General features: G+C 38.0%; 18 protein-coding genes. 9 read left to right on the forward strand and 9 right to left on the reverse strand.

The genetic code is table 11. The annotated features are described in order from the left end of the window. Positions 1-56: 56 nt before the first annotated feature. The gene (locus Q0874_RS10190) at positions 57-2,384 is read right to left on the reverse strand and encodes an ATP-dependent helicase (RefSeq protein ID WP_299162637.1); all 2,328 of its coding nucleotides are present in this window, start codon (positions 2,382-2,384) and stop codon (positions 57-59) included. A gap of 128 nt (positions 2,385-2,512) precedes the next feature. Here Q0874_RS10190 and Q0874_RS10195 point away from each other — a divergent pair, with 128 nt between their 5' ends. The 4 genes from Q0874_RS10195 to Q0874_RS10210 all read left to right on the forward strand — a co-directional run bounded on the left by Q0874_RS10195 (position 2,513) and on the right by Q0874_RS10210 (position 5,917). Next, entirely contained in the window at positions 2,513-3,058 is a 546-nt protein-coding gene (locus tag Q0874_RS10195) for a DsrE family protein (protein WP_299162639.1), read from the forward strand. 5 nt (positions 3,059-3,063) lie between these two features. After that, the gene (locus Q0874_RS10200) at positions 3,064-4,338 is read left to right on the forward strand and encodes an amidohydrolase (RefSeq protein ID WP_299162642.1); all 1,275 of its coding nucleotides are present in this window, start codon (positions 3,064-3,066) and stop codon (positions 4,336-4,338) included. Positions 4,339-4,507: 169 nt separating this feature from the next. Then, a complete protein-coding gene (locus tag Q0874_RS10205) occupies positions 4,508-5,281 on the forward strand; it encodes a hypothetical protein (protein ID WP_299162644.1) in 774 nt (257 codons plus the stop codon). 117 nt (positions 5,282-5,398) lie between these two features. Continuing rightward, the gene (locus Q0874_RS10210; protein ID WP_299162646.1) at positions 5,399-5,917 is read left to right on the forward strand and encodes a hypothetical protein; all 519 of its coding nucleotides are present in this window, start codon (positions 5,399-5,401) and stop codon (positions 5,915-5,917) included. Between the two features lie 20 nt (positions 5,918-5,937). Here the strand turns inward: Q0874_RS10210 and Q0874_RS10215 are convergent, their stop codons facing one another. Together Q0874_RS10215 and Q0874_RS10220 are read right to left on the reverse strand one after the other, a co-directional pair. Further along, entirely contained in the window at positions 5,938-6,846 is a 909-nt protein-coding gene (locus Q0874_RS10215) for a patatin-like phospholipase family protein (protein ID WP_299162649.1), read from the reverse strand. Continuing rightward, positions 6,843-8,933: a M1 family metallopeptidase gene (locus tag Q0874_RS10220; RefSeq protein ID WP_299162651.1), complete on the reverse strand. Its 2,091-nt coding sequence runs from the start codon at positions 8,931-8,933 to the stop codon at positions 6,843-6,845. The genes Q0874_RS10215 and Q0874_RS10220 overlap by 4 nt, the downstream gene beginning before the upstream one ends. 81 nt (positions 8,934-9,014) lie before the next feature. Between Q0874_RS10220 and recG the strand changes: the two genes are divergently transcribed. Then, positions 9,015-11,120 carry an ATP-dependent DNA helicase RecG gene (gene recG / locus Q0874_RS10225; protein ID WP_299162653.1) on the forward strand — a complete coding sequence of 702 codons (2,106 nt, stop codon included), beginning with the start codon at positions 9,015-9,017 and terminating at the stop codon, positions 11,118-11,120. Between the two features lie 49 nt (positions 11,121-11,169). Here recG and Q0874_RS10230 read toward each other — a convergent pair whose 3' ends face one another. Then, positions 11,170-12,279 carry a DUF2911 domain-containing protein gene (locus Q0874_RS10230; protein ID WP_299162655.1) on the reverse strand — a complete coding sequence of 370 codons (1,110 nt, stop codon included), beginning with the start codon at positions 12,277-12,279 and terminating at the stop codon, positions 11,170-11,172. Between the two features lie 357 nt (positions 12,280-12,636). Here Q0874_RS10230 and leuC point away from each other — a divergent pair, with 357 nt between their 5' ends. From leuC to leuB, 4 genes are read left to right on the forward strand one after another with little or no spacing between them, the layout of a single operon-like run. After that, a complete protein-coding gene (leuC, locus tag Q0874_RS10235; protein WP_299162657.1) occupies positions 12,637-14,046 on the forward strand; it encodes a 3-isopropylmalate dehydratase large subunit in 1,410 nt (469 codons plus the stop codon). 33 nt (positions 14,047-14,079) lie between these two features. Further along, positions 14,080-14,676 carry a 3-isopropylmalate dehydratase small subunit gene (leuD, locus tag Q0874_RS10240; RefSeq protein WP_299162659.1) on the forward strand — a complete coding sequence of 199 codons (597 nt, stop codon included), beginning with the start codon at positions 14,080-14,082 and terminating at the stop codon, positions 14,674-14,676. A gap of 43 nt (positions 14,677-14,719) precedes the next feature. Then, a complete protein-coding gene (locus tag Q0874_RS10245; RefSeq protein ID WP_299162661.1) occupies positions 14,720-16,237 on the forward strand; it encodes an alpha-isopropylmalate synthase regulatory domain-containing protein in 1,518 nt (505 codons plus the stop codon). A 51-nt stretch (positions 16,238-16,288) separates the two neighbouring features. After that, entirely contained in the window at positions 16,289-17,344 is a 1,056-nt protein-coding gene (leuB, locus tag Q0874_RS10250; protein ID WP_299162663.1) for a 3-isopropylmalate dehydrogenase, read from the forward strand. A gap of 73 nt (positions 17,345-17,417) precedes the next feature. On the opposite strand, the gene Q0874_RS10255 is transcribed toward leuB, so the two are convergent. The 5 genes from Q0874_RS10255 to ilvD form a co-directional block, all read right to left on the reverse strand. Further along, positions 17,418-19,010: an NADP-dependent glyceraldehyde-3-phosphate dehydrogenase gene (locus tag Q0874_RS10255; RefSeq protein WP_299162665.1), complete on the reverse strand. Its 1,593-nt coding sequence runs from the start codon at positions 19,008-19,010 to the stop codon at positions 17,418-17,420. 58 nt (positions 19,011-19,068) lie between these two features. After that, positions 19,069-20,544, reverse strand: a complete 1,476-nt coding sequence (gene ilvC, locus Q0874_RS10260) for a ketol-acid reductoisomerase (protein WP_299162667.1) — start codon at positions 20,542-20,544, stop codon at positions 19,069-19,071. A gap of 36 nt (positions 20,545-20,580) precedes the next feature. Further along, positions 20,581-21,108: an acetolactate synthase small subunit gene (ilvN, locus tag Q0874_RS10265; RefSeq protein ID WP_299162670.1), complete on the reverse strand. Its 528-nt coding sequence runs from the start codon at positions 21,106-21,108 to the stop codon at positions 20,581-20,583. A gap of 6 nt (positions 21,109-21,114) precedes the next feature. Further along, a complete protein-coding gene (ilvB, locus tag Q0874_RS10270) occupies positions 21,115-22,848 on the reverse strand; it encodes a biosynthetic-type acetolactate synthase large subunit (protein WP_299162672.1) in 1,734 nt (577 codons plus the stop codon). Positions 22,849-22,915: 67 nt separating this feature from the next. Beyond that, positions 22,916-24,592 (reverse strand): dihydroxy-acid dehydratase, encoded by a 1,677-nt coding sequence (ilvD, locus tag Q0874_RS10275; RefSeq protein ID WP_299162675.1) that lies wholly within the window; start codon positions 24,590-24,592, stop codon positions 22,916-22,918. Between the last annotated feature and the right edge of the window lie 225 nt (positions 24,593-24,817).

The raw sequence follows: 24,817 nt of genomic DNA on the forward strand, positions 1-24,817 counted from the left end.
TGCCAATAGGACGATCCCTATATATTCAAATATTATGATCAAAAAATATGCTTTAGTTAAATTTCAATGATTTCAAGCTTAGCAAATCGTAATAGCAACTTTTTTATATCTCCTTTATCAAATTGTATTTCTGCCTTTTTATCATTGCCTGCTCCTTCAATACGCAATACCTTACCACGACCAAAACGTGTATGATTTACCAAAGTGCCTTCTGATAGATTTGGATCTATTGGATTTGTGTTTCCAATGGGTTTGGCTAATTCCGGTTTAAGTTTTCGAAGTTTTCTCAGTTGATTTTGATTGGGTTTTCCAATACCTGGTGGAACACCATTTTCAGGTTTTGACTGTCTAAGTTTTGACTTATCAACTTCACCAAAAATATCGGTATTAATTAAGGGTTTATATCTATATGTATCTACAGGGGTCAGGTTCTCTATATACCTATCCTCTATTTCTTCAATAAAACGACTGGGTTCGGCATCAATTAATTTACCCCAGCGATATCTGTTTTGCGTGTAAGTTAGATATGCCTGTTCCTCAGCACGCGTTAGCGCAACATAGAATAACCGGCGCTCCTCTTCCAGTTCACTTCGTGTATTCATGCTCATTGCAGAAGGGAAAAGATCCTCTTCCATCCCAACAATATAAACAAAAGGAAACTCCAATCCTTTGGCAAGGTGAATGGTCATTAAAGCCACCCGATCATCATCGCCGGTGTCCTTGTCTAAATCTGTAGCCAGCGCGACATCTTCCAAAAACTCGGTTATATCCCCTTTTGCATCTGCCAGTTCTTTTTGCCCTTCCACAAAGTCTTTGATACCATTTAATAATTCCTCTATATTCTCCATTCGGGCAATGCCCTCGGGAGTTCCGTCCTTCTTAAACTCCAGGAGAATCCCCGTTTTCTTAGCTACATGCTCGGCCAAAGAAAAAGCATCCGCACTCTCGTTCATGATCTGAAAACTCTTAATCATATTAGTAAAATCTTCGAGTTTCCTTTTTGTACCTGTATTTATTTTTAAATCTATTTTATCTAAATTCTCCATTACTTCAAATATAGATCTTGAGTAATGGTTTGCCGCCACGGTCAACCTATCTAAGGTGGTTTGGCCAATACCACGAGCGGGGAAATTTATAATTCTTTTTAAAGCCTCTTCATCCTTTGGGTTGATTACCAGCCTAAGATAGGATAACAAGTCCTTGATTTCCTTTCGTTGATAAAAAGAAAGGCCTCCATAAATCCTATAAGGTATATCTCGTTTACGCAAAGCATCCTCTATAGCACGTGATTGGGAATTTGTGCGGTAAAGAACAGCAAAATCGCCATTTGCACGCTGGTTTTGCATTTTCTGTTCAAAAATAGAACCCGCCACATATCTTCCTTCCTCAGCATCAGTGGTGCTTCTGTGAAGTTTTATCTTGGTACCCTCATCATTGGCTGTCCATACTACCTTTTCCAATTGGTTCTTGTTGTTGGCAATTATAGAATTTGCAGCATTGACAATATTTTTGGTAGATCGGTAATTTTGTTCTAACCTATATACAGCAACATCGTCATAGTCTCTTTGAAAGTTCAAGATATTTGTGATGTTTGCCCCTCTGAAAGAGTAAATACTCTGGGCGTCATCGCCTACAACGCAAATGTTTTGAAAACGGTCTGCAAGTGCTTTTACTATAAGATATTGAGAGTGATTGGTATCCTGATACTCATCAACCAGAATATATCTGAACCTTTCCTGATATTTCATTAAAACTTCCGGGAAACGGCTTAATAATTCATTGGTGCGTAAAAGTAAATCATCAAAATCCATTGCCCCGGCTTTAAAACAACGGTCTACATAGTTTTGGTAAATATCTCCTAACCTGGGCCTTTTTGCCATAGCATCTGCCTCCATTAGTTCGGGGTTTTGGAAATAGGCTTTAACCGTAATTAAACTGTTTTTGTAAGATGAAATACGATTTTGAATTTGCTTGTATTTATAAATGTCCTTGTCTAGTCCCATCTCCTTGATTATCGATGAAATTAAACGCTGTGAATCCTGGGTGTCATAAATTGTATAATTACTTGGATAACCCAATTTATCACCATCAAAACGAAGTAAACGGGCGAAAATGGAGTGAAATGTTCCCATCCATAAGTTCTTTGCTTCGGAACCTCCGACAATACCAGCAATTCTCTTTTTCATTTCTCTGGCAGCCTTGTTTGTAAAAGTTAGTGCCAGAATATTAAAGGGATCGACACCCTGCGCCATTAAGTGGGCAATTCTAAATGTAAGAACCCTGGTTTTACCTGAACCCGCCCCGGCAATAACCATTAAGGGTCCTTCCTTGTGTAAAACAGGGCCTTTTTGAGCTTCATTTAATTCATCCAGAAAGGTATTCAATTTAAAGGCATTTTATGAGGTGAATTTAGCCATAAATAACCTCATGAAAAAGTTACAAACCAATATTTATGACATTTGACTTCGTATTGTCTGCAATTTGAATATATTTAGAAAATCAATTGAACTACATGTCGAAACACTTATTTTTTAAGCTCTCATTATTCCTTCTGGTCGGATTTACTTCTATGCATTCACAAACAAAAGAATCGGGTCCGGTTATTACAGGGTATGGGGAAGTTTGGAACATTGAGAATCCCGACTTTATTACCGATATCGCAAAAGAATACAAAGTGGTTTTTGATATTATGAACACTTCCGAATCATCTGACCATCTGAATAAAAGTATTGAAACTGCAGCACGATTTTTAAATATGCACGCTCAGAGCGGTGTCCCAATTGCAAATCTCAAAGTTGCCCTTGTAGTTCACAATAATGCCTCTAAAGATCTTCTTAGAGGTTCTGAATATAAAAGTCGGTACGGTACAGATAATCCAAACGAAGAACTAATACAAAAACTCCTGGATGCCGGTGTTGAGATTGTCTTATGCGGTCAATCGTCAGTTGCCCGCAATGTTCCAGTTTCAGAAACCATTGATGGCGTTGAGTTGGCCTTATCTGCTATGACCGCATTAATTCAACTTCAGGACAATGGTTTTCAACTTATAAAATTTTAATACTTATGAAAAAATTAATACTTATAACAGTACTTCTTTTTGGTAGCATATCCATTGCCCAGGAGCGGAACTTAACCAATGATTATAATCTTGTTGAAAAAAAGGTTATTGAATGGAGAAGAGAAATACACCAAAATCCGGAATTGTCCAATCGTGAATTCAAGACTGCTGAAAAAATAGCTGCACATTTAAATTCATTGGGCATAGCTGTTCAAACCGGTGTTGCTCATACCGGAGTAGTTGGTATTTTGAAAGGCAACCAACCGGGAAAAGTTGTAGCATTAAGGGCAGATATTGATGCATTACCTGTTACTGAGCGCAACAATCTCGAATTTAAGTCTACCGTTAGTTCAGAATTTCTTGGGGAGCAGGTTGGAGTTATGCATGCATGTGGACATGACACCCATACCGCAATTTTAATGGGCGTAGCCGAGGTTCTTTCTAAAAATAAGGATAAAATAAAAGGTACTGTGAAGTTTATTTTTCAGCCTGCAGAAGAAGGAGCGCCTCCGGGAGAAGAAGGAGGAGCACTCCTGATGGTAAAAGAAGGTGTATTAAAAAACCCGGATGTGGATGCAATTTTTGGATTGCATATTAAATCTGAAATTCCTGTAGGAGTCATTCGTTATAAATCCGGAGGTACTATGGCAGCTGCCCAACGATTTGTTATCAATGTAAAAGGAAAACAAAGTCATGGTTCACAACCCTGGTTAGGTATAGATCCAATACTTATAAGCGCAAAAATTATAGATGGCCTGCAAACTATTATTAGTCGGGAAGCCGATCTAACCAATGAAGCGGCTGTTATCAGCGTTGGTAAAATTAAGAGCGGGGTTCGTTTTAACATTATTCCTGAAAGTGCTGAAATGATTGGCACCATCCGGACACTGGATTATGACATGCAAAAAATGATCAATCAAAGAATGGAGGAAATGGTACCTGCTATCGCTAAAGCCTATGGGGGTGATGCAACTATAGATATCCAATCAACCACGGCCATAACCTATAATAATCCCGAACTCGTTATTCAAATGTTACCTACAATGAAACGTGTAGCAGGCCAGGAAAATATTCAAACTCAAAAAGCCATTACCGGCGCCGAGGATTTTTCTTATTTTCAACAAAAAGTGCCCGGTTTTTTCTTTTTCTTAGGCGGCATGACACCCGGATCTAGCGAATCCTTCCCACACCATACCCCTGATTTTCTCATAGACGACAGTGGATTACTGCTAGGAGTAAAAACGCTGACTGAAATGAGTCTGGATTACTTAAATATGTAAGATTGAATGTTCCACCAGCACTTATACGGATCATTTATTGCAAACATTCTACTTTAGAATACAATTTTTTGACAAAGAAAGAATTGGAGAAACTTTAAATGAGTTATTTTTGTGTCGCATTTAACAAGCTGGGTTAAAAATCCTATTTTTTAATTAATCTAAATTCCCTATGAATAGAATTACTTTACTATTACTCCTTTTAGTTTTGACAGGAACTACTTTACAGGCACAAAATAAAAAAGAGCTTATAGCCCAGGTTAACAGTTTGAATGCCGAGTTGCAAAGCACTAAGGCTGAACTTACAGAATCGAAAAAAAATGAAAAAATAAGTGCCGCCAGGGCAGATTCTTTTGAAAGTCAGTTGAAAGGCTTGGAGGAAAACAATGCTACTTTATTACAAAACTTAAATAATTTCACAGCGCAATCCAATAACAAGCTAGACAACCTAAGCAGTGTAATGGAAAGTCTGAGAAAGAAAGAAGCGGAACTTAAATTTATTAACGACGCATTAACCAGTAATGACTCCATTTCACTGCTTGTGCTTACCAAATTGAAGCAAACTTTAGGGGAGAATGCAAATATCAAAGTTGAACGTGGATCAGTTGTTGTAATTATGGATCAAACCGCTTTATTTGGAGCCAATTCTAACAATACCGAATTACAAGCAGGAGCTACAGAATCTCTTAATAAAATAGCAGGAATAATTAAAGCAAATCCTGATATGGCGGTTACCCTTGAATTCCACACGGATGATGCCAGCAGCTGGGAAATTATCTATAAACAGGCCGCTTCCGTTACTCCAATTATTGGTAATACTCCCGATGTTAAAGCAGAACGAATTATGGTCTCCAGAAAAACAGACTTAGCCAATTCTTTATATATCATGCTGCACCCGGATTTCAATTCATTCTACCTTAATTTAAGACAAAACATGAAAAAATGAAAAAGGGAATCCTCGGATATTGTAATAATGCAACTTTCCTATTAAGATAAAATGAAGCTATAATTTTTTGAATAATCTAACGTTCTACATCCATAAACCAAACTAAAATACCAAAACATGACTGGGGACGGAATTTTTCAACTCTTCGCATATTTAATGCCTGCCGTGGTAACCGGAGCTGTGGCTTTTTATTTTTTTAGATTACACACCAGAAACGAGGAAGGTCGCAGAAGATTTTTACTTCACAAAGATTCGCAAAAAGATGCCATGCCTATTCGTTTACAGGCCTATGAACGGATGGCGCTGTTTTTGGAACGCATCTCAATACCCAGCTTAGTGGTGCGTGTAGCGCCCAAATCTGCCGATAAAAACGCATATGAGCAATTATTAATCCGAAGTATTGAAAACGAATTCGATCACAATTTATCACAACAGATTTATATGAGTGATGATTGCTGGAATATAATAAAGGCTGCCAAAAATGCTACGATTCAATCAATAAGAAAAGCAGGTATGAGCGAATCTGACTCGTCTGACAAGTTGCGTGAAGATATTCTGAATGAAACTATGGATAAACAATCTCCTTCGGCAACAGCTCTTGCTTTTGTGAAAAAGGAAATAGGAGAAATTTGGTAATTTTTTTAAGGTAATATAATTTACTGTTCCGGTTCCAAAGCACTTAATTCAACATTTTTAGTTTTTGCAAACTCATATCCATTTTCCCACCAGGATGTCATTTTCTCCTTGTCAAAGATTAGTGAATTTGTAGTCAATACGGTTGGAGTATAATAAAAATTGATTATTGCATTATTATTATTGGCAACGTATTTTCCAATTCTGATATTCTGACGCTCAATTCTATCTAACATAAACGCAAACATACTTGTTAGCAGGGAAAACGCATTCTTAGAAGGCATTCTGTTAAAATGAGTTATTTCAGTATGTAAAATAATTGCATCTACTTCTGTCGCCCCTCTCATAATGGCCTCTTCAATAGGGACCATACTTCCAAGTCCCCCATCGGCATACTCACAACCTTCTTTTCGTACCAAACTCATAAAAGGCGTATAATTACAAGAAATCCAAATCCATTCACAAAAATCCTCATAGCCAAAATCTTTAATGGACTTATATTCCACGGTATTTAAAGATAGATTGGAAACCGTTACAACAATATCCTTGGGCCCTGACTTAAGAATCTCAAATTCCTCGGGGGTTATAGTATTTTTTATAAGTTCCAAAAGATTATGGCTTTCCCCAAAAGTTCGGCTACCCTTGTAGAAATTCTTTAGTACATTCCAGTGGTTTATCCCAATATTGGCGACACCATATTTGTTTTGGATCACAAAAGGACAATTACTGAAGATACTATCCTGATTCACCGAAGTATAAACATCTTTAATTTTTTGAACCTTTTGAAGAGCCAAGTGCGAAATTAACAAGCTTCCTGTAGACGTGCCAATGAACAGGTCGTAATTGTGGTTTAATTCCTGCATTAAGTATTGAGCAACCCCTCCTGCAAAGGCCCCTTTACTTCCACCTCCGGATATAACTAAAGCTCTCATTCTACCTCCAGTTTACTTTGTATATAACGCAATTCTTTTCCTTTTAGTTCTTTAGACAATATAAGAAATCGCTCTTTTTGTTTGTCGTCTTTTAATAGCCTTTCTATCAAACTTCTGGCAAAATTTCTGAATTGCCAGGAATGATGAACCGAGGCATCAATTAAATCCAGTAAATTCTGATCTGCCAACGGAAAAACCTCAGCAAGAACAGAGAAGGCATTCTGCCGAACCTCAAAAGAATATTCAGCTGAAGTATACCCATATAATTCCTCGGCATAATCGGCTTTCTCCACATCATTTAAATAGTCTTTCGTTACTACTGCCAAAAACAACCAAAGCAAACGCACATTTTTATTAGGAAGTCCAATAACTCCTTTCGTTCTTTCTAAATATGCGATTCTATCATTTGGAAAAGATATCCACAAACGATAGAGTGCATTTTCAATTGTAATATAACTTTTATCTTCTAATAATGATTCAAATTGTTTTTTAAGTCCGGAAGGAATTCTATCGGTTGTAATACATAATGCCTGCCTTGTCTTCAAGTCTTCCGTGGTGAAAGCATTTTTTAAAAAACTTTCGGACAAAGATTTATGATAGTCCAAGATGATATTTTCTTTTATCCTGGGTGATGAATTATTATCCCATACCTTTTTAATTAGTTGTTCATTACTTGTATTACTGGATGTCAATTCCCATTGAAGGTCAAAAAAAGTTTGCAAATCATCCGATGATGACGCAAGTAATGTCTTTACCTCTTCAAAAGGAAATTGTGTGCTTTTCAACCAAGTTTGCCCAAATTGAAGTAAGTCCAATCCACTTGCTTTTTGCATCTCTGTGATAAAATCAGATATGGTCACATTAGAATACTGATATTTGTTCAAATACGACTGAATTCCTTCTTTAAATGCCGTATCACCCAGCATGGTTCTAAGTATATGAAGGGCCCAGGCTCCTTTTTCATAAAAGGTCAAACTGCTCGCTTTAGGATCCGTTAGCGCTTCTCCTTTTCCCTGGCTGGATAATTTTTGGAGTTGTATAGCAGAACCATAAAGTTTCCAATAAAAATAATCTTCACCGAACAGCTTTTTTTCTGCAAGCAAGGCATAGTATGTGGCAAATCCTTCATGAAGCCAGTGATGGTTCCCATCTTTTTCGGTTACGAGATTCCCAAACCACTGATGAGCCATCTCATGAGCATTCACATTTACATAATTCTTATCCACAAAAGTGATACTGTCTATTACAAACCCATCAGAAAAAATAGTAGTTCCGGTATTCTCCATCCCGGCATATAAAAAATCACGTACAGGTATCTGTTTGTAATTCTGCCACGGATAGGGTATCCCTATTTCATCTGAAAGAAAATCCAAAATTTCGCTGCTATACCTATAGGTTGGTTCTTCTTTTAAGCTGTCCCCGGGATAATAATAAAGCTCTAAAGGAATGCCGATCTTAGTTTTAAACTTCGTACTGTGATAATTCCCAATCGCAAAAGCTAGCAGATAACTACTCATTGGCTTGTTCATATCAAAGAACCAGGTTCTCAGTGAATCTTTTGTAAGCGTATCCTTTAATTTACCATTTGCAATAACTTCATACTCTTTATCAAAGGTGAGACTAAGGTCAAACTCCACTTTTTCATTCATATCATCAAAACTGGGAAGCCAGTGACTGGTATATTTTCCCTGGCCCTGAGTCCATATTTGATTATTATCAGGTATTGAGTCTTCCCATCCTAAAAAGTAAACCGTTTGCTCTGGAATTGTGGAATAAGTCAATGTTAACTTATACGTTTGGTCTGATTTAAGTTTTTTATAAAAAACTATTTTTTCTTTAGTATTTGCATGTCGTACTTTTTTGCCATTCAATAAAACAGATGAGAAGTCCATGTTTTTGGCATCCAAAAAAACAGAATCCGTCTTATGGAGTACTTTAAACAAATAAGTTACTTGACCATTTATTCTTTTATATTCTGGATCTGGCAATATATCTATATCCGCTTTAAAAAAATCTACTGAAGGTTGCGGCTGACTAAATACAAAACCCGTAAAAAGAACGAATAAAAGAACATTAATTAAATTCATATTTGTTATTATACAATTGTCAGACCAAAATTAGCATTTTGCGGTATTGCAGTTGTATGCTGTAACCATTATTTTCGCTCCATGAATACGAACTATCTTCAAACCCCTGTTACTTATTTGAAAGGTGTTGGTCCAAACAGGTCGGAAATACTGCACTCGGAGTTAGGGATAGTGACATACCAGGATTTAATTAATCTGTTTCCCAATAGGTATATTGATAAAACAAGGTATTATAAAATTAATGAGTTACAAAGAGGAAATGCAGATGTTCAACTTATTGGGAAAATTATCCATATTAAAACTGTTGAGCAAAAAAAGGGAAGTCGACTTGTCGCTACATTTAAAGATGCTACCGGCGAAATGGAGCTGGTTTGGTTCCGAGGGCAGAAATGGATTCGGGAAAACATTAAACTGAATACCCCTTATGTCATTTTTGGCAGAACTAATTGGTTTAGTGGCAAATTTTCAATGCCTCACCCGGAAATGGAATTACTTTCTGAGCATGAAAAAGGAATAAAGGTGTCTTTGCAGCCAATATATCCGTCCACAGAAAAATTAAGCAAAAGAGGGATTACGAATAGAGTAATCAGCAAATTAGTACAACAATTATTTATTGAAACAAAGGGAGAATTTAAAGAAACCCTCTCCCCCACCATACTTGAGGAACTCAGGCTTATATCCAAAACTGCGGCCATGTTCAATATCCACTTTCCCAAAGACCTTAAACTATTATCACGAGCACAATTCCGTCTTAAATTTGAAGAATTATTTTACATTCAATTACAGCTCATCTCGAAGAAATTAATTCGAAAACAAAAAATAAAAGGCTATCCCTTTGAAAATGTAGGCAAACTATTTAACAGGTTTTATAAAGACCATTTGCCTTTTGAACTTACCGCTGCTCAAAAGAAAGTCATAAAAGAAATAAGGGCAGATCTCGGCAGCAAAGCTCAAATGAATCGTCTTTTACAAGGGGATGTTGGATCTGGCAAAACAGTAGTAGCTTTAATGACTATTTTAATCGCACTGGACAATGGTTATCAGGCTTGTTTAATGGCTCCTACTGAAATATTAGCTAACCAGCATTTCAAAGGTATAAAAGAATTGCTGGGAGATATTGGCGTTAGTGTAGCCCTGCTTACCGGATCCGTAAAAAAAGCTGAGAGAAAACTTATTCATGAGCAACTCGAAGATGGCACTCTTCACCTCCTTATTGGCACACATGCCGTACTGGAAGATAAAGTGAAATTTAAAAATCTGGGGTTAGCTATAATTGATGAACAGCACAGGTTTGGTGTTGCTCAAAGATCAAAATTATGGCATAAGAATGAAGTGCCTCCGCACATTTTGGTAATGACAGCTACACCTATTCCAAGGACTTTGGCGATGAGCCTTTACGGCGATCTTGATATTTCAGTAATTGATGAGCTGCCCCCCGGTAGAAAAGCTGTGAAGACGGTGCACAGATATGACAAAAACCGACTTAAAGTGTTTCAATTTTTGCGAGATGAAATTAAGAAAGGTAGACAGATATATATTGTTTATCCGCTGATTCAAGAGTCAGAGGCATTGGATTATAAAGATTTGATGGATGGCTATGAGAGTATTGCCCGTGATTTCCCATTGCCGGATTATCAGATTTCAATTGTGCACGGTAAGATGAAGCCACAAGACAAAGAGTATGAAATGGAGCGCTTTGTTAAAGGAGAAACTCAAATAATGGTTGCTACGACCGTCATCGAAGTGGGTGTAAACATCCCAAATGCATCCGTGATGATTATAGAAAGTGCAGAACGCTTCGGACTATCGCAATTGCACCAATTAAGAGGTCGTGTTGGCCGCGGAGCCGAACAGAGCTATTGTATCCTTATGAGTAGTCACAAATTAACGGCTGAAGCGAAAACCAGACTCGAAACCATGACAAGCACTAATGATGGATTTGAAATTGCAGAAGTAGACCTGAAATTACGAGGGCCGGGTGATTTGATGGGAACTCAGCAAAGTGGTATCTTAAACCTGAAAATTGCTGATATTGTAAAGGACAATGATATCTTAAAAACCGCCAGATACTATGCAATAAAGGTTCTTAATGAAGATCCCGGATTGCAGAAAGAAGATAATAAACAAATCAGATATGCCTACGCCCAATTAATGAAGCACAAGAATATCTGGAATTATATAAGTTAAGAGCCGGAATTCATCCGGCTCTTAATATTACATTCTGGCAGAAAGAATTTTAATTAATTCCTTCACCGTTTTCAAGCTTAGTTATATTAGCAGCAATGGCATCCTTATTTTGCTGGTCAGGCGCTCTCTGCGCGGCAATTTTCAAATGCTTCAAAGCGGTCTTATTGTCGCCCATAGCTGAATAAGCTCTGGCTAATCCATAATCAACAGGCCATTGTCCTTTATTCTTTTTTGCATTCATTTTAAAAACTTCGAGTGCTTTTTCTTTCTCTCCCTGTGCAATTAATTGCCGGCCATATCCATGAACCTCAAATATTGTTGCAAGTCCTAGCGCTTCATCCATAACAGCATCTGCTTCCGCTTTTTTTCCCTGCTTGGCAAGGATTTTTGCTTTTGTGCTAAGATTATTGAAGGTTTTTTGACTAAAAAACATTCCTTCTATAGTGGCATCTATCCACCCAAGAGCCTCATCAAGGTCACCGCCATTATTCAGAGAAAAATTAGCCGCTTGTTCCCAGGTCTGACGATTAAAGCCGGGGGAATTCTGCAGTTTATGTCGAATGTCTGCGAGGACTGTATTAGTTACATCTACTTCAATTTTAAAAGGTATTTGCTTTTTTTCCCAGTTTAGGGAAGCCACCGCCGAATTGGCGTCAACCTGAGAAAAAAGGTAGGTCAATTCCTCCGTATGCGGAATTTCTTTGGTGGTAACTTCAACTCTTAGGGCATCTTCAGAAGGTTCATAAAAATAACTGCCCCAGGCCTCATAGTTTTTTGAAAATATAACTGTCGCTTTATCCCCTTCAGTAATTATCATATGAAGTCCATATTTTCCTGCGCTTATAGGTTGCCCTTCAATCTTAACGTCATTTGTGAATTTAATTACAGTATTTTCATTTGCGCCAGCTCGCCATGGCGATTCTTTTGCGGTACCAAAACCCAGATTGTTCATCCCATAAGGCACTAATTTACCCCATACTTCGCGATCTTTTACAGCTGGCCTTGAATAAGAAATTGAGATATCAGTTATACCTATTCGCTGTGATACTTTTGCCTTCTGACTTCCTCTGGGCAAATCTAATTGCGCATTACCCTTAATACATAAAAACATAAGGGCAATAAGAAAAAATATAGAACCATTCTTGTAACTTTTTTTCATTAGAGTGTTTTTTAATTGTTAATTAAGTTGTTAGATTTCACTAAAGATAGGTATAGTCATTTCTTGTAATCGTTACAGTAATGTTAAACCACAGTCAGGCCATGTTAAACCGTAATTACATTTAAATTCCATTCAATATTTCGAATACTGCTAAGAAGATAAAATAGTGCCTCATGTTAACATAAAACTGAAAAGTGGGTCTTTTCAAGTTAAATGATTGATTATCAATTGTTTATATTACTTAATAGTCAATTGAACATCGTAATTTAAAAGCACATTGTTTTACGCCCTTTTACTTGTATTTCATACATTTGTTAGCTGTGCTAAAAAACTATTTATTAGTTATTTTAATATTTTATGAAAAAAACACTATTTGATAAAGTTTGGGACTCACATGTAGTCAAAAAGGTGCTGAATGGACCGGACGTACTGTTTATTGACCGTCATCTTGTTCATGAAGTAACAAGTCCGGTTGCATTTTTGGGCTTAAAGAGTAGGAATATTAAGGTTTTATATCCGGAACGTACCTTTGCCACAGCAGACCATAATACCCCTACATTAAACCAACATCTGCCTGTTCAGGATCCTCTGTCTGCCAACCAGCTTCGGGCTTTGGAACAAAACGCACAAGAACATCAAATTCCCTATTGGGGGCTAGGTCACGAAAAAAACGGCATTGTCCATGTAATTGGTCCTGAGAATGGAATTACATTACCGGGATCGACAATTGTTTGCGGTGACTCTCATACTTCTACGCATGGCGCTTTTGGTGCCATAGCATTTGGAATTGGGACTTCGGAGGTAGAAATGGTTTTGGCAACCCAGTGCATTATGCAGCCTAAACCTAAAAGCATGCGTATTACCATAAATGGTAAATTAAACAATGCGGTTACCCCTAAAGATGTCGCTCTCTATATTATTTCAAAATTGAGTACGTCAGGCGCTACAGGATATTTTGTTGAATACGCAGGAGATGTCTTTAAACAGATGTCTATGGAAGGGCGTATGACTGTATGTAATTTAAGCATTGAAATGGGCGCGCGTGGAGGCATGATTGCCCCGGATGACAAAACATTTGAATATATTAAAAATAGGGAGTTTACACCAAAAGGTGAGGCATGGGATAAGGCAATGAGTTACTGGGAAACCTTATATACAGATGAGGATTCTGTTTTTGATAATGAAATCAAATTCAACGGGGAAGATATTGAACCAATGATTACTTATGGCACAAATCCGGGTATGGGTATTGGAATATCGGGAGGTATCCCTAATTCTGATGCTATTGAAGGTGGTGCTTCTACTTATAAAAAGTCGCTTCAGTACATGAATTTTGAAGAAGGGGACAATATGCTGGGTAAAGAAATAGATTTTGTTTTCCTTGGAAGTTGTACTAATGGCAGGATTGAGGATTTCAGGGCATTTACTAGTCTGGTCAAAGGAAGACAAAAGGCCGCTAACGTAACAGCATGGTTGGTTCCAGGCTCACATAAAGTGGAAGACGCTATTAAAAAAGAGGGCTTGCTGGATATCCTGAATAAAGCTGGATTTGAATTAAGAGAACCGGGATGCTCTGCCTGTCTGGCCATGAATGACGATAAAATTCCTGCCGGCAAATATGCTGTGAGTACGTCTAACAGGAATTTTGAGGGAAGACAAGGGCCTGGATCAAGAACCCTTCTTGCTAGTCCTTTGGTAGCCGCAGCAGCAGCTGTAACGGGAAAGGTAACAGACCCAAGGGAATTGATGGTTTTTGAAACAGCTTAGTTTTTTATTAATAAATAACGGATATAAATACTAATGGCATACGATAAATTTAAAGTTTTAAGCACTACAGCTGTTCCGCTGCCAATAGAAAATGTGGATACTGATCAGATTATCCCTGCAAGATTTCTAAAGGCAACAGAACGCAAGGGTTTTGGTGATAACCTTTTTCGCGATTGGAGATATCAATCTGATAATACTCCCAAAGAACATTTTGTGCTGAATAACCCTATTTATAGTGGTAAAATATTGGTTGGGGGGAAAAATTTTGGATCTGGATCTTCGAGAGAACACGCTGCATGGGCTATCTATGATTATGGTTTCCGGTGTGTTGTAAGTAGTTTTTTTGCCGATATATTTAGAGGTAATTGTATGAATATTGGCGTTTTACCTGTACAGGTAAGCCCTGACTTTCTTGCAAAGATCTTCGAAGCAATTGAAGCTGATCCAAATACTGAATTTGAAGTCAATCTTCCGGAACAAACTTTCACCATTAAGACAACGGGGGAAAAGGAAAGTTTCGAAATAAATGACTACAAAAAGGAAAACTTACTCAACGGGTTTGACGATATTGATTATTTACTAAATATTAAGAGTGAAATTGAATCTTTTGCAAAAGATACACCACTTTAACCTTTGGGTAAACTAATACTTCATAAGCCATTTTACGCGTAGCATGAATAAGAGGAAGATTGAAATAATGGATACAACACTGAGGGATGGAGAACAAACCTCAGGTGTATCCTTTACTGCAGCAGAAAAACTTACTCTGGCAAGACTTCTTTTAGATGAATTGAAAGTAGATCGTATAGAAATTGCTTCTGCCAGAGTTTCAGAAGGCGAATTTAAATCAGTTCAACAGATAACCGACTGGGCAAAAAGCGTAGGGTATTTGGATCGTATCGAAGTACTAACATTTGTTGATAATGGTCTTTCACTGCAATGGATGAAAAAGACAGGGGCCAAAGTACAAAACTTATTAACCAAGGGATCTTTGAATCACCTTAAGTATCAACTCAAAAAAACACCTGAGGAGCATTTTGCAGATATTGCCAATATACTAGCCCAAGCAGAGAAGCAGGGAATTATTACCAATGTTTACCTTGAAGACTGGAGTAATGGGATGCGGAATTCTCCTGAATATGTTTTTCAATATCTCGATTTTCTTTCTACACAACCTGTAAAAAGAATCCTATTGCCTGATACCTTAGGTATTTTAACGCATGGTGAAACATATGATTTTATCTCACAAATAGTTACTCGTTATCCGAATATACATTTCGATTTTCATGGACACAATGATTATGATCTAAGTGTTGCCAATGTTATGGAAGCTCTTAGGGCAGGTTGTCACGGGTTACATCTTACTATTAATGGTATGGGAGAGCGTGCTGGTAACGCTCCATTGGCAAGTGTTGTTGCCGTGATAAATGATTTTATGCCTGAAATTGACATTAATGTGGAAGAGTCTTCCCTTTTTAAGGTGAGTAAACTCGTATCAACATTTACAGGATTTGGTATTCCGGCAAACAAACCTATTGTTGGTGATAATGTATTTACGCAAACAGCTGGAATACATGCAGATGGAGATAATAAAAAGAATTTATACTTTAATGATTTATTGCCTGAACGTTTTGGCAGGAAACGCAAATATGCCCTGGGCAAGACCTCCGGAAAAGCCAATATTCAAAAAAATCTTCAGGAATTAGGGCTTACGCTAACTGAGGAAGAAATTAAAAAAGTTACCCAACGTATTATTGAATTGGGTGACAAAAAGGAGAAAGTTACTAAAGAAGACCTTCCATATATTATTTCAGATGTTTTGGATAGTGAGTCTTACCAGCAAAAAACATTTGTCAAATCCTATGTGCTTACACATTCTAAAGGACTTAAGCCTTCAACCACTGTAGCTGTTGAAATAGAAGGCCAGTCTTTCGAAGAAAACGCTCAGGGAGACGGCCAGTTTGACGCCTTCATGAACGCTTTAAGAAAAGTATATCAATCCAAAAAAATGGAACTGCCTGTTCTCATCGACTATGCAGTGCGTATACCTCCCGGAAGTAACTCTGATGCCTTATGTGAAACCATTATAACCTGGCGGAACAAGGAGAATGACTTTATTACACGCGGTCTTGATTCAGATCAAACGGTTTCTGCAATTAAGGCAACTGAAAAAATGCTGAATATCATTTAATGAGTCTTTAAATAGATAAATATTTTCTACTAATTAGATCCCAGAAATAAAATGAAATTAAATATAGCGCTCTTAGCCGGAGATGGAATTGGCCCGGAAGTTATAGATCAGGCAGTAAAAGTATGCAATGCAATTGCGACAAAGTTCAATCATGAAATAAACTGGAGACCTGCATTGACTGGCGCGGCTGCGATTGATGCTGTTGGAGACCCTTATCCTGATGAAACCCATGAAATATGTGCCACCTCAGATGCGGTTTTATTTGGCGCTATTGGCCATCCGAAATATGATAACGATCCTTCGGCAAAAGTGCGCCCGGAGCAAGGTTTATTGCGTATGAGACAAAAGCTGGGATTGTTTGCCAATGTCAGGCCTACTTTTACGTTTCCATCTCTAATTGATAAATCGCCCTTAAAAAGAGAACGGATTGAAGGAACAGATCTGGTATTTTTAAGAGAGCTTACCGGGGGTATCTATTTTGGAAAACGAGGAAGGGAAGATAACGGAGACACAGCTTTTGATACTTGTACTTATACCCGAAAAGAAGTACAGCGTTTGGCTAAAAAAGGCTTTGAAATGGCTCTAAAACGCTCTAAACGCCTTTGTTGTGTTGATAAGGCGAATGTCCTGGAAACGTCCCGTTTATGGCGCGAAACCGTACAAGCCATGGAAAAAGATTATCCAGATGTGGAGGTTTCCTATGAATTTGTGGATGCTGTGGCTATGCGGCTTGTGCAGTGGCCAAGTGAATATGATGTGCTAATTACTGAAAACCTGTTTGGTGATATTCTTACGGATGAGGCTTCTGTTATTTCAGGTTCTATGGGATTAATGCCTTCTGCTTCCATTGGGGAAAGCATCTCGTTATATGAACCTATTCACGGTTCCTATCCGCAAGCCGCCGGAAAAGATATTGCGAATCCTTTGGCAACAGTATTATCTGCAGCAATGTTATTTGATGGATTTGAATTGAATGATGAAGCTGAAGCAATTCGTGAAGTAGTAAATAAGTCGCTATCGGAAGGTATAGTTACTGAAGACCTAGCCGAAGGTGAAAAAGCTTATAAAACCAGTGAAGTTGGCGATTGGCTTGCCTCCCATATTTAGGAAAAACTACATCTGATTGTCCAGGACAACTTTTGAATTTCCACAATTATTTTTATAAATATCTTATTGATATCTATAATAGATAATCTGTGCTAATAAAGTTGGATAACTTGGTTTCCAATAACTTTTCGAGAATTTCATTATTTAACTCGGTGTCCTTAGAGGCTACAAATGTCCTTATAGAGAACGACCGTAGTGCATCATGAACACTCAATGTCGCAACCGCGGAATCCTTCCTACCCGTAAACGGATAAACATCGGGTCCTCGCTGACAGGAACTATTCAGATTTACGCGACATACAAGATTCGCCAGGTTATCAATTAAAGGGGCAAGGGTATACACATCACTACCAAATAAACTTACTTGCTGACCGTAGTTAGACTCCGCCATGTCATCTAATGGCTCTTGAATATCTTCAAACGAAAGGATGGGAATCACAGGTCCAAACTGTTCTTCTTCATACACCTTCATATCCTTGGTTACAGGATAAAGGACTGCAGGCCAGATATAATTATCAGAATGTTCTCCTCCTTTTGCGTTCAGAATTTTAGCTCCTTTATCCAAAGCGTCATCAATTAATTCTTGTATATATGCCGGTTTATCCGGTTCTGGCAAAGGTGTTAGTGTTACTCCCTTATCCCAGGGATTCCCGAATTTAAGTTCATCTACTTTATTTGAAAATTTTTCGGTAAACTCAGCAACTATATCCTTCTGCACATATATCACCTTAAGTGCCGTGCAACGCTGACCATTAAAAGACAAAGCACCCGCCAGACATTCATTTATAGCTAACTCCATATTTGCATCATGTAACACAATAGCAGGATTTTTTGCTTCCAGCCCCAGGACAAGTCTTAAACGGTTGCTCTTTGGGTGCTGGTTTTGCAATGCATTTGCCGATGAACTATGACCTATTAAAGCCAAGACATCTACTTTACCTGTCTTCATTATAGGACCTGCAATAGCCCGTCCACGACCGAATAAGACATTGACAACCCCTTTCGGAAAACTTTCTTTAAAAGCTTTTATTAATGGCGCAATTAAAAGCACTCCTTGCTTGGCAGGTTTAAAAACTGCAGTATTGCCCATGATAATTGCCGGGATAAGCAAACAGAAGGTCTCATTCAAAGGATAATTATAAGGCCCGAGACATAATACTACACCAAGGGGTCCGCGTCTTATATGAGCATAAACACCTCCATTCTTTTCAAATTTAGCTGAATCACGATCCAATTGTTTGTAATCTTCAATAGTATCGTAGATGTATTCTATGGTTCTGTCGAATTCTTTTTCAGAATCTGGTAAAGTTTTCCCTATTTCCCACATTAAATATTTGACCACTTCGTCCCTTTTTGTCTCCATAATACGGACAAACTTCTCCATACATTCTATCCGATCTCTAACTTTCATGGTTGGCCATGCGCCCTGCCCCTGGTCATAAGCTTTAACAGCAGCATTTAATGCCTCCAAAGCCTCCCTTTCACCCATGTCCGGAACTGTCCCAAGTAAAGTTGGCGCATAATCAGATGTACTTGAGATAGTCGAGTAAACCTGGGCCGTTGCACCATCCCACTCCTTTAATTCCCCATTTACCAAATAGATCTTTTGATTTATTGGCTTATTAATGCGAAATTCCTCAGGAATTAGCGATACGGTTGTTTCCATGGTGTTTTTAGTCTTAAAAGCTTAGAATGATTTTTAAATACGTCTGACTTGCGTTTATTTAAACAATTGGTTTCATCGCAGTCATGGACTCCCGCAACCTGGTTCCAATAATCTCAACGGGATGCTCACGCAGCGCTTTGTTTACTGCAATTAGCTTGGCATTGTCAACTCCATTGTCTTTTCCTTTACCATATGTGGTGCCTATGACATCAATATCCACTTTTTTCATAAAATCGCCTAATAATGGTTTACAGGCATGATCAAATAAATAACACCCATATTCTGCGGTATCAGAAATTACCCGATTCATTTCAAATAATTTCTTTCTGGCAATAGTATTAGCTATAAGCGGTGTTTCGTGTAAAGACTCATAATAAGCCGATTCACCTATTATTCCGGATTCAGTCATAGACTCATAAGCCAGCTCCACCCCTGCCCTAACCAGGGCAACCATAAGCACACCATTATCATAATATTCCTGCTCAGATATGGCATCATCACCAGCAGCTGTTTTTTCAAATGCAGTTTCTCCGGTTTCAGCACGCCAGCTCAACAGGTTTTTATCATCATTTGCCCAATCTTCCATCATTGTCGTTGAAAAGTGCCCGCTCATAATATCATCCATATGTTTATGAAATAATGGCCTCATTATATCTTTTAGCTCTTCTGATAACTCAAAGGCTTTTATCTTTGCAGGATTGGACAAGCGGTCCATCATATTGGTGATTCCTCCATATTTTAATCCCTCAGTTACTGTTTCCCAACCGTATTGTATAAGTTTGGAAGCATAGCCCGGGTTAACTCCCTTCTCAATCATTTTATTAAAACAAAGAATGGATCCTGTTTGTAATAAACCACAAAGAATGGTTTGTTCTCCCATTAAATCAGATTTTACTTCCGCAACAAAAGAAGACTCCAAAACACCAGCTCTGTTGCCTCCGGTAGCTACAGCATAGGCCTTAGCTTGTTCATATCCCTTGCCTTCCGGGTCATTATTCGGATGCACAGCAATCAAAGTTGGCACCCCAAAACCTCTTTTGTATTCTTCCCTAACCTCTGATCCGGGACATTTAGGGGCAACCATAATAACAGTTAAATCCTTCCGGATTTGCATCCCTTCCTCCACAATATTAAATCCGTGAGAATAAGACAAGGTGGCTCCTTTTTTCATCAACGGCATTACCGCGTTTATGACGGACGTATGTTGCTTGTCGGGAGTTAAATTAATGACAAGATCTGCATCCGGCACCATATTTTCATAGGTTCCTACATTAAACCCATTCTCAGTAGCGTTTATATAAGATTGTCGTTTTTCTTTAATTGCAGCTTCTCTCAATGTGTAAGAAATATCCAATCCTGAATCCCTCATATTTAATCCTTGGTTTAAGCCTTGTGCTCCACAACCCACAATCACTATCTTCTTTGACTTCAATGCCTTTACGCCATCTGTAAATTCGGCAGATTCCATAAACCTGCATTTTCCAAGTTGTAATAATTGATCTCTTAAGGAGAGGGTATTGAAATAATTTGTCATGTTTACTATTGGTTAGTTTCTAATTATCTAAAAAAATTATGATTGATAAAAGTCATTTATTAACGAAGTAATGGGCATTTCTGATTTTGAGACCGCAATTCTACCCGAACGCACAAACTGCATAATGCCAAAAGGTTCCAGATTATCATGCATTTCATCAATCTCATGCCGTCTGCCTGTTTTTGCCAACACAAAATAATCCCTGGATACTGTTACAATTTTGGATTTACTCTCCGAAATTATATTCTGTATCTGAGGTTCATCAAATAAAAGATGTGAGGCAATTTTGAATAGAGCAGATTCCTGATAAATGGTCTCCTCATCCGTATGATAAAATGCTTTAATAACTTCAATTTGTTTTTCAATCTGTGCTACTATTTTTTGTGTCCAATCTTCTGTAGTATTGATAACAATAGTAAACTTCGATACATGCTCAATTTCTGATTTTGAAACATTTAAACTTTCTATGTTTATATGTCTCTTTAAGAATATACCAGATATCCTATTGAGCAATCCAACATTATTTTCGGAATAGACCGATATGGTAAACCATTTTTTTTCCATGCTAGTTTATTTTAAACGAATATCTGAAACCGATGCCCCGGATGGGATCATTGGGAAAACATTATCTTCATTTTCAACGCTCACTTCCAGAAAGAATGGCTCTTTTGATGCCATCATAGATTGCACAGCCGACTTAAGCTCCTTGCGTTCTTCTACCTTCTTTGCTTCAATACGATATCCTTCGGCTATTTTTACAAAGTCTGGGTTAGTCATTACAGTTGAAGCATATCTGCTTTCAAAGAATAATTCCTGCCACTGCCTTACCATGCCTAAGTGACCATTGTTTAAGACAACAATTTTCACAGGGGTCTTATTCTGAAAAATGGTAGCTAATTCCTGAATTGTCATTTGGAAACCACCATCTCCAATGATAGCAACCACTTCCCTATCCATTGCTCCCATTTTGGCGCCTATAGCCGCCGGGAGTGCAAATCCCATGGTTCCCAAACCTCCTGAAGTAATATTACTTTTAGTTTGTTTGAACTTGGCATACCTACATGCTATCATTTGATGCTGACCTACATCGGTCACTATAACCGCTTTATTTTCTGAAGCCAGATTTATTTCCTTAATTACCTCCCCCATAGTAAGCCCGGGTTTGGTTGGGTAAAGATCATTTTTAATCACAGCTTCATATTCCTCTTCATAGCACTTTTTGAACTTATTATGCCACGCATCATGATTATTTTCTTTTATTAATGGCAGCAATAAATCAAGTGATTCTCTTGCATTACCTAAAATAGCCACATCTGCTTTCACGTTTTTATCGATCTCGGCAGGGTCTATTTCAAAGTGAATGACTTTAGCTTGTTTTGCATAGGTCTCAAGACTTCCTGTAACCCTGTCATCAAAGCGCATTCCTATTGCTATAAGAACATCGCATTCATTGGTAAGAACATTTGGGCCGTAGTTTCCATGCATTCCAACCATTCCTACATTTAAAGGGTGATCTGTGTCCATGGCAGATAAACCCAAAATGGTCCATGCAGCCGGGATACCGGCTTTTTCAACCAATGTGCGAAGCTGCTCCTCTGCTTTTCCAAGAATTACACCATGACCGAAAACTATATAAGGTTTTTTAGCATTATTAATTAGTTCCGCAGCAGATTCAATTTTTGCAATCTCAGGCTTTGGGCTGGGCTTGTAACTTCTCACTCCAATACAGCGACTGTAACTAAAATCAAACTCTTCAAATTGCGCGTTCTTTGTAATATCAATTAATACAGGACCTGGTCGACCCGATTTTGCTATAAAGAAGGCCTTTGCCATAATTTCAGGAATCTCAGAAGCTTTTGTAATCTGATAATTCCATTTGGTAACCGGGGTAGATATTCCAATTATATCTGTTTCCTGAAATGCATCGGACCCAAGCAGATGCCTAGGCACTTGGCCTGTAATGCAAATCATTGGAGTAGAATCTATCTGCGCATCTGCAAGACCCGTAACTAAATTTGTTGCTCCGGGGCCAGAAGTTGCTATTGCAACACCCACTTTTCCTGTAACACGGGCAAAACCCTGTGCTGCATGCGTAGCCCCTTGTTCGTGCCGGGTAAGCACATGGTGAAGTCTATCCTGAAACTTATATAACTCATCATATACAGGCATAATAGCACCACCCGGATAACCATATATCAAATTCACATCTTCTGCGAGAAGACAATGGATAATTGCTTCAGCACCGCTAATTCTAATCGAAGCCTCATTGTGCGTCTTCGGTTTTTTTTCCTTTAATGTTTGCATACGCATTATCTTTTATTAAATGCTATAATTTTATTAGCCTTCTCTTTATAAAAATTGGTTTGACAACTTAAAACTCATCAGTTACACAACCCAGGGAGGCCGATGAAACTGTTTTCGCATATTTATATAAGCTCCCCTTATTAACTTTAAGTGCCGGTTGTACCCATTTTGACTTTCTTTCACTAATTTCTTTATCTGTTAAATTTACTGAAATACTATTTTTTTCCGCATCAATGGTAATAATATCACCATCTTCCAACAAAGCAATGGTACCACCATCCTGAGCCTCAGGTGAAATATGGCCCACTACAAAACCATGGGTTCCACCTGAAAAACGGCCGTCGGTTATCAATGCAACTTCTTTTCCAAGTCCAGCTCCCATAATTGCGGCAGTTGGCTTCAACATTTCCGGCATGCCTGGGCCCCCTTTAGGTCCTTCATACCTTATAACCACCACGTCTCCTTTTTTCACCAATCCTTTTCCTATTCCATCATTTGCCTTAAACTCATCATCAAAAACTTTTGCCGGACCTGTAAAATAAAGTCCTTCTTTACCTGTAATTTTGGCTACGGCTCCATCTTTTGCCAAATTCCCATAAAGAATACGTAAGTGCCCCGTTTCCTTGATTGGATCTTGTAGCGATTTAACTACCTTCTGACCCGGTTTCAAACCTGGTAAATCTGCTAAATTCTCAGCAATTGTTTTACCTGTAACCGTTAAGCAGTCGCCATGCAGCATTCCATTTTCAAGCATAAATTTCATTACGGCAGGAGTACCTCCCACACGATGAATATCTTCCATCAAATATTTTCCACTAGGCTTTAAGTCGGCCAGAAAAGGAGTGGTATCACTTATTTTTTGAAAATCATCCAATGTAAAATCAATTTCCGCAGCTTTCGCAATTGCCAGAAAATGCAATACCGCATTTGTGGAACCTCCCATAACTGTTATTAACCGAATTGCATTTTCAAATGACTTTCGTGTAATTATATCACTCGGTTTAATATCGTGCTCTATTAAATGCCACAATGCCTTGCCTGAATTAATACAATCCTGATGTTTTTCCTTGCCAATGGCAGGATTCGAAGAGTTATAGGGTAATGCCATACCTAAAGCTTCTATTGCCGAGGCCATAGTATTAGCAGTGTACATACCACCACAGGCACCTGCCCCGGGACAGGCATTTTGAATGACACTTTTAAAATCCTTATCATTCATAGTCCCGGCAACTTTCTCTCCCCAGGCTTCAAATGCAGAAACAATATCGAGTTTTTTATCCTTAAAACAACCTGAAGCGATGGTACCTCCATAAACCAAAATAGAAGGTCTGTCTAAGCGGATCATGGCCATCAAGGCCCCCGGCATATTTTTATCACAACCGACAACAGTTGCCAGGCCATCATAATTCATTGCCTGAACTACTGTTTCCATTGAATCGGCTATAATATCTCTTGAGGGTAATGAATATCGCATTCCGTATGTTCCCATAGAAATTCCATCACTAACTCCAATAGTATTAAATACAAGTCCTACTAAATTGTTTTGTTGAACTCCTTGCTTTACTTCCTGTGCAAGATCATTCAAATGCATATTACATGGATTTCCCTCATAGCCGGTACTCCCAATTCCAATAAAAGGTTTTTTTAAATCCTCCTCATTTAATCCAAGCGCATATAACATAGCCTGGGCAGCAGGTTGAGTTGGATCTTGTGTTACATTTTTACTGTATTTGTTCAATTCCATTAAAAAGGTTCTCGTTAATTAGATATAGCTCTTAATTGCTATAGCATTCAAAGATAATTGTTTAAAAAAGTTGATGATTTTAACAATTAATACTGGTTCAAATTCAATAAAACATTTATTTGATTAGTTCATTGATTTTCAAATATATAAGGACCCTACATATCCCATATTCAATAAATGATGAAGTATGCCAAATACGTTATTTTTAGATTAGATTTTATGTCC

Origin of the sequence: uncultured Eudoraea sp. (genome assembly GCF_947490415.1) — a bacterium.
Lineage (GTDB): Bacteria > Bacteroidota > Bacteroidia > Flavobacteriales > Flavobacteriaceae > Eudoraea.